General features: G+C 45.1%; 16 protein-coding genes. 3 read left to right on the top strand and 13 right to left on the bottom strand.

The annotated features are described in order from the left end of the window. Positions 1 to 11 precede the first annotated feature (11 nt). Positions 12 to 701: a heptaprenylglyceryl phosphate synthase gene (locus IMZ31_RS01940; protein ID WP_207528977.1), complete on the bottom strand. Its 690-nt coding sequence runs from the start codon at positions 699 to 701 to the stop codon at positions 12 to 14. Between the two features lie 413 nt (positions 702 to 1,114). Between IMZ31_RS01940 and IMZ31_RS01935 the strand changes: the two genes are divergently transcribed. Further along, the gene (locus tag IMZ31_RS01935) at positions 1,115 to 2,503 is read left to right on the top strand and encodes a glycine--tRNA ligase (protein WP_207528976.1); all 1,389 of its coding nucleotides are present in this window, start codon (positions 1,115 to 1,117) and stop codon (positions 2,501 to 2,503) included. Positions 2,504 to 3,592: 1,089 nt separating this feature from the next. On the opposite strand, the gene IMZ31_RS01930 is transcribed toward IMZ31_RS01935, so the two are convergent. The 3 genes from IMZ31_RS01930 to IMZ31_RS01920 are packed head-to-tail and all read right to left on the bottom strand — an operon-like array spanning position 3,593 to position 6,809. Next, positions 3,593 to 3,898 carry a YerC/YecD family TrpR-related protein gene (locus IMZ31_RS01930; RefSeq protein ID WP_188655446.1) on the bottom strand — a complete coding sequence of 102 codons (306 nt, stop codon included), beginning with the start codon at positions 3,896 to 3,898 and terminating at the stop codon, positions 3,593 to 3,595. Positions 3,899 to 3,915: 17 nt separating this feature from the next. Next, positions 3,916 to 5,016: a DUF3048 domain-containing protein gene (locus IMZ31_RS01925; protein WP_207528975.1), complete on the bottom strand. Its 1,101-nt coding sequence runs from the start codon at positions 5,014 to 5,016 to the stop codon at positions 3,916 to 3,918. A gap of 53 nt (positions 5,017 to 5,069) precedes the next feature. Next, complete coding sequence (locus IMZ31_RS01920; RefSeq protein ID WP_207528974.1) at positions 5,070 to 6,809, bottom strand: adenine deaminase C-terminal domain-containing protein; 1,740 nt, start codon at positions 6,807 to 6,809, stop codon at positions 5,070 to 5,072. Between the two features lie 107 nt (positions 6,810 to 6,916). Between IMZ31_RS01920 and IMZ31_RS01915 the strand changes: the two genes are divergently transcribed. Beyond that, on the top strand, positions 6,917 to 7,168 hold the full coding sequence (locus IMZ31_RS01915) for a YgaP family membrane protein (RefSeq protein WP_036787834.1): 252 nt from the start codon (positions 6,917 to 6,919) through the stop codon (positions 7,166 to 7,168). A gap of 487 nt (positions 7,169 to 7,655) precedes the next feature. Further along, positions 7,656 to 7,760, top strand: a complete 105-nt coding sequence (locus IMZ31_RS24735; RefSeq protein ID WP_332307825.1) for an EYxxD motif small membrane protein — start codon at positions 7,656 to 7,658, stop codon at positions 7,758 to 7,760. On the opposite strand, the gene purD is transcribed toward IMZ31_RS24735, so the two are convergent. Genes purD through purC form a run of 9 tightly spaced genes read right to left on the bottom strand, consistent with a single transcriptional unit; the run spans position 7,732 to position 17,403 of the window. Further along, positions 7,732 to 9,003: a phosphoribosylamine--glycine ligase gene (gene purD / locus IMZ31_RS01910; RefSeq protein WP_207528973.1), complete on the bottom strand. Its 1,272-nt coding sequence runs from the start codon at positions 9,001 to 9,003 to the stop codon at positions 7,732 to 7,734. The genes IMZ31_RS24735 and purD overlap by 29 nt on opposite strands. Before the next feature lie 14 nt (positions 9,004 to 9,017). Beyond that, a complete protein-coding gene (gene purH / locus IMZ31_RS01905) occupies positions 9,018 to 10,556 on the bottom strand; it encodes a bifunctional phosphoribosylaminoimidazolecarboxamide formyltransferase/IMP cyclohydrolase (RefSeq protein ID WP_207528972.1) in 1,539 nt (512 codons plus the stop codon). Then, on the bottom strand, positions 10,553 to 11,131 hold the full coding sequence (gene purN / locus IMZ31_RS01900; RefSeq protein ID WP_207530270.1) for a phosphoribosylglycinamide formyltransferase: 579 nt from the start codon (positions 11,129 to 11,131) through the stop codon (positions 10,553 to 10,555). The genes purH and purN overlap by 4 nt, the downstream gene beginning before the upstream one ends. Next, positions 11,131 to 12,153, bottom strand: coding sequence for a phosphoribosylformylglycinamidine cyclo-ligase (gene purM, locus IMZ31_RS01895; protein ID WP_207528971.1), 1,023 nt, complete (start codon positions 12,151 to 12,153; stop codon positions 11,131 to 11,133). The genes purN and purM overlap by 1 nt, the downstream gene beginning before the upstream one ends. A 12-nt stretch (positions 12,154 to 12,165) precedes the next feature. Next, positions 12,166 to 13,578, bottom strand: coding sequence for an amidophosphoribosyltransferase (gene purF, locus IMZ31_RS01890; RefSeq protein ID WP_207528970.1), 1,413 nt, complete (start codon positions 13,576 to 13,578; stop codon positions 12,166 to 12,168). Continuing rightward, positions 13,554 to 15,776, bottom strand: a complete 2,223-nt coding sequence (purL, locus tag IMZ31_RS01885) for a phosphoribosylformylglycinamidine synthase subunit PurL (RefSeq protein ID WP_207528969.1) — start codon at positions 15,774 to 15,776, stop codon at positions 13,554 to 13,556. Before purL ends, purF begins: the two co-directional genes overlap by 25 nt. Further along, on the bottom strand, positions 15,760 to 16,443 hold the full coding sequence (gene purQ / locus IMZ31_RS01880) for a phosphoribosylformylglycinamidine synthase subunit PurQ (protein ID WP_207528968.1): 684 nt from the start codon (positions 16,441 to 16,443) through the stop codon (positions 15,760 to 15,762). Before purQ ends, purL begins: the two co-directional genes overlap by 17 nt. Next, positions 16,440 to 16,691: a phosphoribosylformylglycinamidine synthase subunit PurS gene (purS, locus tag IMZ31_RS01875; RefSeq protein WP_207528967.1), complete on the bottom strand. Its 252-nt coding sequence runs from the start codon at positions 16,689 to 16,691 to the stop codon at positions 16,440 to 16,442. The genes purQ and purS overlap by 4 nt, the downstream gene beginning before the upstream one ends. Further along, positions 16,684 to 17,403, bottom strand: a complete 720-nt coding sequence (purC, locus tag IMZ31_RS01870) for a phosphoribosylaminoimidazolesuccinocarboxamide synthase (RefSeq protein WP_207528966.1) — start codon at positions 17,401 to 17,403, stop codon at positions 16,684 to 16,686. Before purC ends, purS begins: the two co-directional genes overlap by 8 nt. Between the last annotated feature and the right edge of the window lies 1 nt (position 17,404).

Genomic DNA, 17,404 nt, shown 5'->3' with positions numbered 1-17,404 from the left:
GCGACACTCCTTTATTCTCGTTCTTTTACGGCTGCTACCGTTTTTAAAGCTTGTTTCATATTATCGTAAATGACATTCCCTACCACAAGGACATCTGCAAAAGCTTTCATTTCCTTCGCTTGTTCGGGCGTCTCAATACCGCCTCCGTAGAATAACAAGGTTTGATCAAGCGTTTGATCAACTTTCTTAACTAACTCCGGATCACCATATATACCGCTATATTCAAGGTAAAAGATCGGCAGTCGGAACAAGTGCTCAGCCATTCTGGCATAAGCAATCACATCTTCCTCATCAGGCATGACACTATTGGTAGCCTGAAACGCCTTCGACTCAGGGTTTAAGATACAATACCCCTCAGCAAGCATCTCATCCCAATCTGTAATATCTCCATATTCTTTCACAGCTTCATGATGAACATCCATCATCCAGCGTTTTTCAGAACTATTTAACACCATCGGAATAAAATAATAATCATACCCAGGTGTAATGGCTTCTAAGTTGGATATCTCTAAAATACAAGGAACCGAATAACGGCGAATGCTCGCAAGCAGTGAGAGGACTTGGTCTAACGTCACATCATCCGTCCCACCTACAATGACAGCATCTGTTCCCGATTCACATATTCGTTCTAAATCTTCATCTGAAATCTCTTTGTTGGGATCGAGCTTAAACACGTGCTCCCACTTTTTTATATCGTACATGGCACTAGCCTCCGTTTACCATATTCCATTTATCCATTATAGCAAAAAACCCCCCTCAAATCGAAAGGGAGTTCGGCTTTTTCCGTGTAGACTTGTGAACAGAAACAAGCTATGCTACTATTAGAAAACAAAAAGTTTATATCATATGATGACGGAAAAATAGTATTTAAACCCCCTTCCCCCTAGCGATCTGAGGATGGTGCGAGCTCAGAGAATGGTTTAAAGAAACGGCGTTCCTGAGTATGCACGCATAAAGTGGATGCTTGCTAACCGAGCAAGTCATCAATCAGGGTGGAACCGCGGGTTATAATCTCGTCCCTGGGCATAGTCCCAGTGGCGAGATTTTTTTATGGCTTTTGGGACAGCTTCACAATCTGTTTAGTAAAGTTCAAGTGATAAAGGAGGACATACACATGTCTAAGAAAGCAACAATGGATCAATTAGTATCACACTCAAAGCATCGCGGCTTTATCTTCCAAGGTTCTGAAATCTACGGCGGCCTTGCGAACACATGGGATTACGGCCCACTTGGCGTTGAGTTAAAGAACAACTTAAAGCGCGCATGGTGGCAAAAATTCATCCAAGAAAACCCGCTTAACGTTGGTCTTGACGCAGCGATCTTAATGAACCCGAAAACATGGGAAGCATCTGGTCACTTAGGCAACTTCAACGACCCGATGATCGACTGTAAAGAATGTAAGTCACGCCACCGCGCAGACAAACTAATCGAGAACAAGCTAGAAGCTGAAGGAAATGAACTAGTCGTTGATGGCCTTCCATTTGAAGAAATGGAAAAGCTAATCGAAACACACGACATCGCTTGCCCAACTTGTGGCGAGAAGAACTTCACAGGTATTCGCCAGTTCAACCTTATGTTCCAAACGCAACAAGGTGTTACAGAAGGCGCAACAGACGATATCTACCTTCGCCCTGAAACCGCACAAGGAATCTTCGTGAACTTCAAAAACGTTCAACGCTCTATGCGTAAGAAGCTTCCATTCGGAATCGGACAAATCGGTAAGAGTTTCCGTAACGAAATCACACCTGGTAACTTCATCTTCCGTACACGTGAATTCGAACAAATGGAAATGGAATTCTTCTGTAAGCCTGGCGAAGAACTAGAATGGTACGATTACTGGAAGAACTTCTGTCACAACTGGTTAATGTCTCTTGGCATTGATGGCGACAACCTACGCCTGCGCGAGCACGGTGAAGATGAATTGTCTCACTACAGTAACGCAACAACAGACATTGAATATCAGTTCCCAATGGGCTGGGGCGAACTTTGGGGCATTGCTTCCCGTACAGACTTCGACCTGACTCAACACGCTGAGCATTCTGGCGAAGACTTTAAGTACATCGATCAAGAAACAAACGAGCGCTACATTCCTTATGTAATCGAGCCTGCCCTTGGTGCAGACCGCTTAGCTCTAGCATTCCTAGCTGACGCATACGAAGAGGAAGAATTAGAAGACGGATCTTCCCGTACTGTGATGAAGTTCCATCCTTCCGTTGCTCCATACAAAGCAGCGATCTTCCCACTTTCGAAGAAGCTAGGCGACGAAGCGAAAGAAGTATTTGCTGAATTATCCAAGCACTTCATGGTCGACTATGACGACGCTGGTTCGATCGGTAAACGTTACCGCCGTCACGACGAGATCGGTACACCATTCTGTATCACATACGACTTCGATTCCAAAGAAGACGGTCAAGTTACCGTACGAAACCGTGACACAATGGAACAGACTCGCCTAAACATTAGCGACCTACGCAGCTTCATTGAAGATCAATTAAAATACTAAGGTGCATTCAGAAACCCACATGCTGACGATTTCAGTCGACATGTGGGTTTCTTTTGTTTAGATAATCGAAAGGGATCGTTTATTAACTATTTTTGTCATCATGATCTTGGTTACTTGTTCTCATTGATTATTTGAATGTTAAAAAAGTTACACGTGAAACAATTTCCAGAGCGGGGAGGGATTAGCTTGGAAGGAATTTTACAAGTGGCTCGAGTGCTTGGCGAGCGGCTCAAGTTCGCCGAGACTGGCTCAAGTTAGAAAAAAGCGACTCAAGCCTTAGCTGAAGTGACTCTAGTTTTCCTTTTACTGGCTCAAGCGGCCAAAATTACAGCTCAAGTTCTAGGGAGAGCGGCTCAAGTATAGGCATTCCGGCTCGAGTCGCGAGGTTTTGACTCAAGTTTCAGAAATACTGACTCAAGCCCCATCCAGGCTTTGAAGGGATCTCGACTTTCTGGCTCAAGTGCTTGGCGGGCGGCTCAAGTTCGCCGAGATTGACTCAAGTTAGAAAAAAGCGACTCAAGCCTTAGCTGAAGTGACTCTAGTTTTCCTTTTACTGGCTCAAGCGACCAAATTTACGGCTCAAGTCCAAGGGAGAGCGGCTCAAGTTTAGGCATTCCGGCTCGAGTCAGGAGGTTCTGACTCAAGTTTCAGAAATACTGACTCAAGTCCCCTCCAGGCTTTGAAGGGATCTCGACTTTCTGGCTCGAGTGCTTGGCGGGCGGCTCAAGTTCGCCGAGACTGGCTCAAGTTAGAAAAAAGCGACTCAAGCCTTAGTTGAAGTGACTCTAGTTTTCCTTTTACTGGCTCAAGCGACCAAATTTACGGCTCAAGTCCAAGGGAGAGCGGCTCAAGTTTAGGCATTCCGGCTCGAGTCAGGAGGTTCTGACTCAAGTTTCAGAAATACTGACTCAAGTTCCTCCTACATGTGAACGAACGGGTCACCACTTTCTGACTCAAGTTCGCCCAGACTGGCTCGAGCCCCTCCCCCACGAATAATCAATAGGTAGTGGTTTTGCGTTTCAACCTGACCGCCCCTAAAAATCTCATAAAAAAAAGACCACCCCATAAGGGGCAGCCTTCTCACTAGTCTTAGTCTTCTTTTTCAGATTCCTGAATGCGATCTAGAGCCATTGCATAGGCGTCGTTTCCGTAGTTTAGGCTACGTTTTACGCGAGAGATTGTTGCTGTTGATGCGCCTGTGTCGTTTTCGATTTTGTGATACGTGAATCCTTCACGAAGCATGCGGGCTACTTCTAAACGCTGGGCAAGGGATTGAACCTCGTTCATTGTTGCCAGGTCATCAAATAGTTTGTAGCATTCTTCTACTGATTCCATTGTAAGGATCGCTTTAAATAGCTGATCTAATTCTTTACCCCTTAGTTTATCAATTTGCATGTGCGACACTCCTTTTATTATTGCGAGGTGATTGAAACGGACTGGCTGATGCCTGGTTGTTCAGGTACGATGTTGACCCACGTCTTACCCGGAACGAATCCTACCTTTTTACCATCTTTGAAAGGATAGATTCTGCCATCTTCATTCTTCCAAGTCACTTTTTGTACTTGCCCTTTTTGAATCAAGTACCCGTCCCCACCAGAATTTAAATCTATGGCCCTGCGTAACTTACTATCAATTACACGATGACCTGTTTCTACTATAAAAATATTATCGACCGTAGTGGCTTCTTTTGAATGATAATCTACGGTTGCTTCTCCGTCGTTGAACCGTGCGTAATTCTCTTCTTTAAGATTATATTTGAACGTGACTATTTCTTGTGGTGTGTTTGAATACGTAATCGTAACGTTCGATGCTTGCTGCCCATTAAGGGACTGAATCTCTTCCTCCGTCAAAAACGGAAGGGGGGCATGATCCTTCGTTACATCGTAACCTTTTTGTTTAGCTACATCATAGACAGCATCAAGAAGAATATACGAGTTATGTGGAGCATTACGGAAACTTTCTCGTTTAAATAAATTCCGATCATTATCATAGTACATACCGTTCAAATGATCAATTGCGCCTGCTTTTAGCTGATTCTCAATATACTCAGCTGCCCCGTGATACAAGTAAATCGCATCGTACCCTTTTGCAATAGTAAAGTAGTACTCGCGGGCACTTCTGACAGGACCGACCACTTCAGGTTGGTTACTATGATAAAAGGCTAAAAACCTTGTGATGCTTCCTTCAGCCAATACTTCGTAAACGAGATCTGCATCGTGTAAACCTGATTGTGGTCTAGCGTAGGAATGATTATTGACCATAACGGCCATGATACGATGACTGACATTGTCATTCGTTCTCTCACCTGTTAACGGATACACATTCTTAAATTCCGGCTCTTGTTCCAATACAGGTGTCTCTTCGATGGTTTGTTCCATTTCTTTCTTTGAGTGCTCTTTGACGTCGCCTTCTGCAGGCTTTTCTGCGCTTGCTTTATTCGCCAGTTGATCGACGGAACAAGCCGTCACGACAAAGAGCATGAGTAAAAACACCCAGCCTAACGACTTACGCATGTTCATACACACCTTTTCCTTAAACTACTTCACTACTTTACCCTAGTTACATTTTAACGCATTATTGCAGGAAAGAGTACCTCTTTCTTCTTAACGTCCATAATTCCTTTAGGTGTAATTCGTATGAAAGGAAGATGCATAGATGAGAGAAACAATAGTGTATAGATAGGGTCTTGAAACGGATATCCATGCTCTCCTAAAATCCGCTTTACTTGTTTCTCGTGCGAGATAATCGTTCCCATTTCTTCATCAGACATCATCCCGGCAACAGGTAAAGGAAGCTCATATATAACTTCACCTTCGTGAGCTAGCACGATGCCTCCCCCGATCTCTTTCATACGGTTAAAAGCCATCTCCATATCCGACTTGTTCTTTCCAATAAAAATGAAGTCCCCCGTATTTGAGTAAGAACTTACAAGTCCGCCAAGTGTCTTCGTAAATCCTTTAATCATCGAATTCACCTTCCACTTACCTTCCCTGTCCATTAGCATTAAGAATGCTTCATCTTCCGTCCCTGCTTGGTCTCCTGAAAGTTCAGACTGCACGGCGTACGGCTTTAGAATTACTTCGTTTACCATCTCTAAACCAAGAGGAATAGAGAATTGCAAATCTCGTTCTGTTAAATCCCAATCAATTTGCAGAGGGCTTAAATCATGCTCATCCCATTTGAAAGAATGAGACTGTTCAACCGTTTGCCCATCCCTTTTCACCCATTCTCCTTTCGCTATAACGGAGGTTGGAGTTGGCTTATGTTTATCGCTAAGAATATTAATGTGAGCCACACACCCTGGGGAGATGCTTCCAACACGATGATCTATCCCAAAGTGTTTAGCAGCATTATAAGAAGCCATACTATACGCTTCATAATCAGGCACATCGTTTTCTAATGCAATTTCGATACAGCGATCCATGATTCCTTGTTCGTAAAAGGATGGTGTCGCACCATCTGTTGTCATCATAAGACGGTCATACACACGGATATTCCAGTCTTTCATCTCCTTTAACAACTGCGGAAGGTCAGGTCGAATGGAGGAATAGCGAAGAGCTGTCATATACCCAAGCCGGATTCGATTCCATACCTCTTCCCCTGTCATAGATTCATGATCGGAATCGGTTCCAAGGAGCTTCATCTTCGTCAGCGTCTTCTCCGATGCTCCAGGGAAATGACCCTCTATAGGCTTTCGTTTACGCTTGGTCTCTTGCATCCAATGTAATACACGATCATCATCTTTTAATACACTCGGCCACCCTGTCAGTTCACCACCCTGTATAACAGCATCATGCTCAAGCCAATCCTGAACATCCTCGTCACTCAGAAAATGATCCTCTCGTTGAAGAGCTGACTGGGAATCAAAACGACTCCACCAGTACATAGAAGCCGGCACATCATTCAATTCCCCTAATAAAGAAAACGCTTTCTTTTTGTGTAATAAAAAAAGCAACACTAAGTTATCGTTGATTAACGTGGTTGTTCCAGTTTGTAATGCATATTGAGCTAAACGGTGGGGATTATATAACTGAAAAGGATGGGCATGCGGTTCGATGTAGCCCGGAACGATATACTGTCCAGTGCAGTCCACGACTTCAGTAGCCTTATTAGACTCAGGAAGTGCATCACCCACATAGACAATGCGATCGTCGTAAATCCATATATTCGCTTCTATCCATTGTTTTAAGTAAACGTTTAAATACGTCGCATTGGCTAACACGATCGACGGAGCATGTGCACCATCTACTACTGCTACATGTTCACGGAGTTGTCGATTGCGCCATCGGTAACGGTGTTCATTCATCGTCCATCACTCCATCTATATTGAATGTCAAAGCTTGTCATCTTTTTACCATCGTAACACACGCAAACATTTACTGCATTAACGTTTTGAAGGGAATGAGTAAAAAAATGGTACGTCCAAACATCGGAATTATCAACGCAATGATTCGCATCACATTCGGATTAACACTACTCTGCTTTTCCACTGCAAAAATGGTAAGAAAACCATGGAGAGACGGCAACTGGATGATGATCATGCTAGCCTCCATGAAAGTAGCCGAAGGCATCGTCCGCTACTGCCCAGTCGTAGCCATGATGGAAGAAACAAAGAACAACCAGCAGGATAAAGAAGATGAGGAAAGTACTTTCAATCCGTCATGAAAAGCGTAGGCGGGTTGGTCAAGGGCGTACGGATAAGCAAGCTACTGTAAGTCTGCTTAGCAGACTGGAGGTAGATTGCTTATCTCGCTAGCCCTTACCCGCCGGAGCTAGATCCCATGAAAAGCGCAGGCGACTGTTCAGCAGAAGAGGAAGTTCGGTTAAAACCGGCACGTCCTGTGCCAACACCGAACTGACCTGCATCCTGCAGGCCCGCATAAGCAAGCTGACGGAGGTTCGCGCAGCGAACTGTAGTCAGATTGCTTATGACGCTAGGGGCTAGGAGCCGGAGCTGGATCTCATAGAAAAGCGCAGGGGGCTTGCCCAGGGCCGTACGGATAAGCAAGCAAACGGAAGTTCGCGCAGCGGACTGCAGTTTGATTGCTTATCTCGCTAGGCCCTAGCCCCCGGAGCTAGATCTCATGAAAAGCCCAGGCGCAAAAAACGCCTGGGCTAACCAATATCCACTATTGAAAGGAATGATGTGGTCATGAATATTATGGAATACCTAACCGATATGACGTTTGTAATCGCCACAATTATCGGAAGTATTGTTGCCATCCTCTTTATTTATATTCAGAAGAAGAAGACATAGTCTTATGACGCGCGATATCTGTTCGGTAAAAGAAATACGGACTTGTGACGGGGAGGAGAGTTTTGTATACATTTGCCGTCGCTTCCTCCAAGTTAGGTTGAACAGAACCGATCAACATGACACGACCCCCATCAGATATGAGGTTACCTTGATCTTCTTTTACCCCTGCATAAATGGAGAAACAAGCCGGGTCCTCATCAAGTTCCGGCAGAGGATACCCTTTTTCATAGGAACCCGGATATCCAGAAGAGGCTACGACAACTCCCGCACAAGTTGCTTGCTTCCATCGAACCTTTGGATCACGCCCAGCCGCTACATCCTCAATCACCTGCATCAAGTCATTTTCTAATAACGGCAGAACGACTTGGGTTTCAGGATCGCCGAATCTGGCGTTAAATTCAATGACTTTCGCACCTTCCTCCGTCAGGATACAACCTGCATAGAGGATCCCTGTAAATGAACGACCCAGGTCAACAAGAGCTTCAGCTACAGGTTTGAGAATGGATCTAACTGCACGTTCTACCTCACTCGCTGGGATATTCTCAGAAGGGGCATAAGCTCCCATTCCACCTGTGTTAGGCCCTTGGTCATCGTCAAAAGCCCGCTTATAATCTTGAGCAGGAATCATCGGATACACATCTCGCCCATCCACAAAAGCCATGAGTGAAAACTCTTCGCCTACTAGAAATTCCTCAATAACGACCGTTTTCCCAGCTTCACCGAACTGCTCTCCTCCAAGCATCCCTCGAATCGCTTGATGAGCCTCTTGTTCATCTTCTGCAATGACGACTCCCTTACCAGCAGCAAGTCCATTGGCTTTAATCACAATTGGAAAATCTACTGACTCAAGATATGAAATGGCTTCCTCTTCATCAGAGAACGTTCGATAGTCTCCAGTCGGTGTACCGCTACTCGCCATAACTTCTTTTGCGAATGCCTTACTTCCCTCAATAAGAGCCGCCTCTTTAGTCGGGCCGAAAATGTTTAACCCTTCTTCCCTAAAAGCATTAACAATACCCTCTAGTAAAGGAACTTCAGGGCCCACGATCGTCCAAGCGACCTCCTGCTGTTTAGCGAAAGTAATCAGAGCTGCGCTGTCTTGTTCAGAGATCGCTACGGGCACAGCTTCTGTCATCCCAGCATTTCCAGGGGCTGCAAAGATTGTTCCCACTCGTTCACTCTCCGCTAACTTCCGAACAATACTATGTTCTCTACCACCACGCCCAATAACCAATACATTCATGACCTCACCCCTATTTAGTGTTTGAAATGGCGCATGCCTGTTAAGACCATCGTAATGCCATGTTCATTACAGGCATCGATTGAATCCTGGTCTCGCTTAGATCCTCCAGGCTGAATAATCGCTGTTACGCCAGCTTTAGCCGCAGCTTCGACCGTATCGGGCATCGGGAAGAATGCATCACTCCCGAGTGCTGCACCGTGACAGTGCTCCCCAGCTTGTTCAATCGCTATATTCGCTGCTCCAACTCTATTCATCTGACCCGCTCCAACACCTACGGTACGATGGTTTTTGGCTAGAACAATCGCATTTGACTTCACGTGTTTCACAACTTTCCATGCAAGCTGCAAGTCTTCCCATTCTTGGTTGGTTGGGCGGCGATCCGTTGGGATTGAGATGGATACATCGTTAAGAGTACCTTCATCCGTATCTTGTACGAGCACACCACCACGAACGCTTGTGACAAGTTTAGATGCTCCACTTTCCTGATTAAGATCAAGTTTCAACAAGCGCAAGTTTTTCTTCTCTTTTAGAACCTCTAATGCTTCGTCTGAGAAAGAAGGCGCGATAATAATCTCGAGGAAAATTTCTTTCATTCGTAGAGCTGTATCCCGATCAACTCCACGGTTAACCGCGATAATCCCACCGAATATGGAAATCGGGTCCGCTTCATAAGCACGCTCAAACGCAGAATAAATCGTGTCCCCTTCACCAACTCCACAAGGATTCATATGCTTTACTGCAATAGCGGCCGGTTGTGTAAAATCGAGGACCATAGATAATGCAGCGTTGGCATCTTGTATGTTGTTGTAGGAGAGTTCTTTTCCATTCAGCTGTTCGGCGTTAGCAATGGATGCACCTTTATAAAGAGGATCTCTATAGAAGGAGGCACTCTGGTGTGGGTTCTCTCCGTATCGAAGTGATTGAACAAGTTCATACGTATTCGTTTGTTGAGCTGGCGTTTCATCTTCTAACATTTCATTGAAATAGTTCGCGATGTACGTATCGTAACTTGCCGTATGGTTAAACACCTTGGCAGCTAGATTTTTACGAACATGGTATGGAACTTCGCCCTCTTTTAAATAAGGAAGTACTTCAACATAATCGTCCGGGTTAACAAGTACAGTAACACCTTCGAAATTCTTCGCGGCAGCACGAAGCATAGTTGGCCCGCCAATATCAATATTTTCGATTGCCTCTTCTTCTGTTATCCCTTCTTTCGAAATCGTTTCTTTAAAGGGATAAAGGTTCACAACGACAAGATCAATTAAATCAATATGTAAATCATCCAGCTGTTCGAGGTGCTCTCGTTGGTTCCGTTTCGCTAACAGACCAGCATGGACATTTGGATGAAGGGTTTTCACTCTTCCATCCATAATTTCAGGGAAATCAGTAATTTCTGATATAGAACGAACAGACAGCCCCGCTTCTTCTAACGTACGCTTCGTGCCTCCTGTCGATACAAGTTCATACCCAATAGTTGCAAGTTGATTTGCGAATTCTACGATGCCCTTTTTGTTCGATACACTTAATAATGCACGCTTTTTCTCTGTCATGTTGCTTTCTCCCCTTTAATACATTGTTTGACGACGGTTGGGTACAAGTCGTGCTCAACGCGCTGAATATCATGTTGAAGCCTGGTTCGATCTCCTTCGATTCGAACAGGAACCTGCTCAATAACTGGGCCCGTGTCCATCCCTTCATCGACAAAGTGCACAGTAACACCGGTTACTTTCACCTTTGCATCAAGGGCTTGCCCAATCGCATCTTTCCCCGGGAATGCCGGAAGCAGTGATGGATGGATGTTGAGAATCTTCCCTTCGTATGCTCTCAGGAGAGTAGGCCCGATTAATCTCATATATCCAGCTAACACACACCATTCAATCGATTGATCCCTCAGCTTCTGCAAGATCGCCGATTCCAATGTAGCTTTATTAGGATAATCTTTGGAACGAAAAGAGAAGACGTCTATGCCGAATCGTCTTGCTTTCTCGATAACGGCTGCTTCAGGTTGATCACAGACCAAGAGACTTACATTGTAGGTCGGGTCATCCCCTGCACGCTTGACGAGAGCTTCAAAGTTCGAGCCGCTTCCAGAAGCGAAAACGGCTATTGAAACTGGTTTGCTCATCATCTGTAAGCCACTCCTTCTTCCTTAGTCACGCTCCCAATCACCCAAGCTTCTTCTCCGGCTTCCTCTAATTGCGCAAGAGCCGTCTCAACATCACCCTCACCTACTACAACAGCCATCCCGATTCCCATATTAAACACACTGTACATTTCGACAGACGATACAGAGGTCTTATCCATTAGAAAATCAAAAATCAACGGAGGCGTCCATGATCCTCTTTGAATAGATACACCAAACCCTTCAGGAAGCATTCTTGGTATGTTCTCTTCAAAGCCTCCACCTGTAATATGGGCCATTCCTTTAACATCGATCTCAGTATTTAAAGAATTGATGGCTTTAGCATAGATTTTTGTCGGAGTAAGTAGCGTTTCCCCAAGGGACACTGGAAAAAGCCCATAGTGATCGAAAAGGTCTAAGTCATGCTTCTCTATCCACTTTCTTATGAGGGAGTAACCGTTCGAATGAATCCCACTCGAAGCAAGACCTATGATCCGGTCACCCTCTTGAATCGCTTCACCTGTAATAAGTTCTTCTTTCTCTACCGCCCCTACAACAAATCCAGCCACATCATAATCCTCTTCTTTATACATGCCTGGCATTTCAGCTGTTTCACCACCGATTAGTGCACATCCAGCTTGTTCGCACCCATCTGCTATACCTTTTACAATGGCCTCAATCCGCTCAGGAACGTTTCTGCCACAAGCGATATAATCCAAGAAAAATAATGGTTCAGCACCTTGCACGATAATGTCATTCACACACATGGCCACCGCGTCTATCCCTATCGTATCATGTCGATTTAAATCTATCGCTAGTTTTAACTTTGTTCCCACTCCGTCTGTGCCTGAGACGAGAACAGGATTCTGATAAGACGTCTTGGCTAAATCAAACAGACCACCAAATCCGCCAACGCCTCCCATTACACCAGCACGTTTTGTTCTGGCGACATGTTGTTTCATCCCTTCTACGGCCTCATATCCCGCTTCCACATTAACGCCCGCTTCTTTGTATAACTCTCTCATATCATCACCTCGTTATACTTTCTCATATGGATGAACCGTATTTGGAAAGATTTCAGTCGGATAACTTCCGGTAAAGCAAGCCTGACACTGTCCGTGGCGTAGAGAATCTTGAGGCGATCCTATCGCTTCTTGAAGCCCCTCTATCGATAAAAAAGCAAGGCTATCAGCACCAATCATCTCACGGATCTCTTCGACACTATGGTTTCCTGCAATAAGCTCTGCTTTCGTTGACGTATCAATGCCGTAATAGCACGGATTCTTAAGTGGAGGAGCACCGATACGCACGTGGACCTCTTTCGCTCCTGCGTCTTTTAACATTTGAATAATGCGACGGCTTGTTGTTCCTCTCACAATCGAATCATCCACCATCACGACACGCTTTCCTTCTACAATCCCTCTCACCGGGGATAACTTCATCTTTACACCTTGTTCTCTTAGTTCTTGTGACGGCTGAATAAATGTGCGGCCTACGTAGCGATTCTTGATGAGTCCGAGTTCATACGGGATTCCTGACTGTTCAGCGAACCCAATCGCTGCAGAGATACTAGAATCAGGCACACCTGTTACAACATCAGCCTCAATGGGCGCTTCTTTCGCAAGTTCTTTTCCCATCCTCTTTCTTGCAGAGTGTACATTCACTCCATCTAAATTGCTATCAGGACGAGAGAAGTAGACGTATTCCATTGAACAAAGCGTCCGCTGAAGTGGCTCTGAGAAACGATCGGAATGAAGTCCTTCTTGATCAATCGTAATCAATTCACCAGGATCGACTTCTCTTATATACTCAGCTCCGACCACATCAAGAGCACACGTTTCAGAAGACACAACATAAGCATCTCCTAGTTTGCCTATTGATAAAGGCCGCAATCCCTTTGGATCGAGGGCCACAAATAGCTTCTCTTCCGTCATCATTACGAACGCATAGGCACCTTTTAACATGGCAAGAGCTTGCATGATGCGCTCTTTTAATGGTAAATGACCGCTTCTCTTAATAAGGTGGGCAACGACTTCTGTATCAGATGTCGTTTGAAGAATACTCCCTTGAGCTTCTAACTGGTGCTTTAAGGCGTGTGCATTAACAAGATTTCCATTATGAGCCAAAGCAAGGCTCCCTGTCTGAGAGCGGAAAACAAGAGGCTGGACATTTTCATATCCACCGCCCCCTTGTGTCGCGTAACGCACGTGGCCAATGGCGCCATGACCTTCAAGGCGATCGAATTGCTTCTCTTCAAACACCTCAGTGATTAAACCAAGCCCTTTCTCGAGACGCATTTGCTCACCATCCGTAGCGATAATACCGGCACCTTCCTGTCCACGATGTTGAAGACTGTGCAGGCCGTAATAAGTCAAGTGCGCAGCATCTTCGTGGCCCCATACACCAAATACACCACACTCTTCGTTTAATCCTTTGATTTCAGTTGGCACGGAATAGCCTCCTTCCAGGCTTTCTTAAGATCAGGCGTAAATAAAGAGATCACGTCTTCTCCCTCATGTTTCACACAGTAATGTTGATGATCCGTTACGACACCGAGATAGTCTGCATCGCTAACTACTGATTCAAACGCCTTCTGATGTTCTCCGGGTACAGATACGACGTAACGAGATTGCGTTTCACTAAAGAGTTCCGTAAGCGGTTCTCCATTTATTGAGACGTCACAACCAAGGTCGTGTTCAAACAATGATTCAGCAAGTGCCACGCCAAGCCCCCCTTCAGCAACATCATGAGCAGAACGAACGAGTCCTTGTTGAATAGCAGATAGCACTTCTTCTTGCCTTCTCTTCTCCACTTCTAAATCAAGCTTTGGACAAGGTCCAAAGTAATCGTCTTCTAACACTTTTTGCAGTTCGCTTCCGCTAAATTCAGGTCTTGCCTCGCCAATTACGTAGATCAGATCTCCACGCTCTTGAAAACCTTGACGCGTAATATGCGAGAGATCTTCAATTAATCCAACCATTCCAACAACAGGTGTAGGGTAAACAGATACGCCCTTTGATTCGTTGTACAAGGATACGTTCCCGCTAATGACAGGTGTAGAGAGCGTCGTACACGCCTCGCTCATACCCAGCACGGATTGCTTCATCTTCCAGTACGTTTCCGGAACCTCTGGACTTCCGAAATTCAAGCAATCTGTTAGTGCCAACGGACGGGCGCCGGAGCAAATGATGTTTCGGGCCGCTTCAGCCACTGCAATTTGTCCCCCAAGGTGCGGATCTAAATGAATATAGCGAGAATTACAGTCCGTTGTCATCGCTAACGCCTTCCGTGTCCCTTTCACACGAACCACTGCTGCATCAGAACCTGGCGCGACAACCGTATTCGTTTGAACCATATGGTCATACTGCTCATACACCCATTCCTTACTTGCAATCGTAGGCTGCTTGAGTAGTGTCATTAGCGTTTCGCCCATATCTTCTACTTCAGGGAGGTATATGATATTTCTGTATTCTTCAATATAAGCAGGCTCTATCTCTTCTTGCACATAAACAGGTGCTTCCTCAGCTAGCGCGTCTACAGGAACATCCGCTACGACTCTACCTTCATGTTCTAGTCGTAACACCCGCTCCTCAATGACTTCGCCAATTGAAACCGCATGTAATCCGTACCGTTCAAAGATCTCTGCAATTTCTTCTTCACGACCCTTCTCGACAACGAGAAGCATTCTTTCCTGAGATTCTGAAAGCATCATTTCATAAGCGGTCATATTCTCCTCGCGTTGTGGAACGTCATCTAAATTCATTCGGATTCCAGTACCAGCTTTACTCGCCATCTCACTCGCAGAAGACGTTAACCCAGCTGCGCCCATATCCTGTATGCCGACAAGAGCATCACAGTGGATGACGTCTAAGCATGCTTCAATGAGTAACTTTTCCATAAAAGGGTCACCGACCTGAACAGATGGGCGTTTACTAGCTGAAGCATCCGATAATTCCTCTGAAGCAAACGTTGCTCCGTGAATACCATCACGACCTGTAGGTGCACCGGCGTACATCACCGTATTTCCAACTCCTGCCGCAATCCCTTTCTGAACGTCTTGTTGATCAATTAATCCAACACACATCGCATTTACAAGGGGGTTGCCTTCGTAACAGCGATCAAACTGAACTTCTCCACCAACAGTCGGAACCCCAACACAGTTTCCATACCCAGCTATACCGTGCACGACTTCCTTAAATAAGTACTTCATTCGCTCTGTTGTTAGCTCTCCAAACCGAAGAGAATTCAGTAAGGCAATCGGACGAGCTCCCATGGAGAACACATCACGTAAGATACCACCTACACCTGTTGCGGCACCCTGATATGGTTCAATAGCGGAAGGGTGATTGTGGCTTTCCATTTTAAATACAACAGCCTGATGATCACCGATATCAACGACGCCGGCTCCTTCACCAGGTCCTTGTAAAACATGTGGACCTTTCGTTGGAAAGTGCTTCAACAATGGCTTAGAGTTTTTGTAACTGCAGTGTTCGGACCACATCACAGAGAAAAGACCTGTTTCAGTGTAGTTTGGTACACGCCCAAGCACGTTTTTCATCAGGGTAAACTCAGAATCACTCAGTCCCATTTCCTTATAGAGCTGTTCTTCTTCAATTCGTGATGGACTCAAATCAAGTGTGTTGTACATGGGATCCCCTCCAATTCGCTACCATTGATTGAAATAACTTCAAACCATCTTCTGAACCAAGAAGTGCTTCAACCGCACGTTCAGGGTGTGGCATCATACCAAGAACGTTTCCTCTTTCATTGCAAATACCGGCTATATCATAGGCGGAGCCATTTGGATTGTTTTCATAAGTAAATAGAATTTGATGATGATCTACGAGACGACGGTAAGTAGCTTCATCGCAATAATAGTTGCCTTCCCCGTGAGCAATCGGTAGTTTCAGAGCCGCTCCTTCTTCATAAAGGTTCGTGAATACGGTATTGTTGTTCGCTACACGAACAAGGTCTGTTTTACAGATGAAAGCTAGGTCACGATTTGGAAGCATGGCTCCAGGAAGTAGTCCAGCTTCTAAAAGGATCTGAAATCCGTTACATACGCCTAGAATAAACGTCCCTTTATCCGCTTCTGCTTTAATCGCACGAACTACAGGAGCAACACTCGCCATCGCGCCTGAGCGTAAGTAATCTCCATGAGAGAACCCACCTGGTAGAAGGATGGCGTCGTAGGCGGACAAGTCAGTCGCAGCAGAGGAGACCATCTCTACATCTTCTTTTAAATGAGTCCGTATTGCATCAAACATATCTCGGTCACAGTTTGAGCCCGGAAATACGATTACGGCGAACTTCAATTGGGAACGACCTCCTCTAAGGTATAGCGGTATTCTTCAATGACAGGATTGGCAAGCAATCGATCACATAGCTCATTTACACGTTTGTCGATTTCACCTGTATCCTTTACAGTTAGCTCAAAATACTTCCCAACTCGAACGCTCTCAACCTCATCATAAGCTAATGAATGCATCGACTCCCGAATCGCTTTCCCCTGCGGATCAAGAACTCCCTCTTTCAACGTTACGTAGACATATACTTTATACATGAACGATCGCCTCCAGACGCTTTAAAATAATTTCATAGATTTCAACAAGATCCTCTATATCATTGCGGAACACATCTTTATCCATTTTTCGGTTCGTATCCTGATCCCATAGGCGGCACGTGTCAGGCGAAATTTCATCAGATAACACAATGGAACCGTCATGCAGGCGGCCAAACTCCAATTTAAAGTCAATTAATCGAAGCTCAATCTCACTGAACATAACTTGTAAATGCTTGTTAATCTTGTGGGCAGCTGCTTTGATATGGTCCAAGTCGCTTTGGTCTACTTTCGCTAACAAGCGTGCATGTTCATCATTTATAAATGGATCATCGAGTTCATCACTCTTATAATAGAATTCCACAATCGGCTTAGGGAGTTCCGTCCCCTCTTCTAAACCAAGGCGACGCGTCATGCTACCGGCTGCAACATTTCTGACCACGACCTCTAGCGGAATAATTTGCGACTGCTTCACAAGCTGTTCTGTATCCGATAGCGTTTGGATAAAATGTGTTGGAATTCCAGCTAACTTTAAATAGGAAAATACATGGGCTGAAATTAAATTGTTGAGACGACCTTTTCCTCGAAATGTCTGATGTTTCTTCCCATTAAATGCCGTTGCTTCATCTTTATACTCCAGAATCAATTCATACTCTTCTCCGATTAAGGAATACACTTTCTTCGCTTTTCCCTCGTATAGCAATGAACCTTTCATT

It is taken from the genome of Pontibacillus sp. ALD_SL1 (assembly GCF_017355605.1).
Note: the sequence above shows the minus strand (reverse complement) of the source record. Positions and strands in the feature narration are given on the sequence as shown.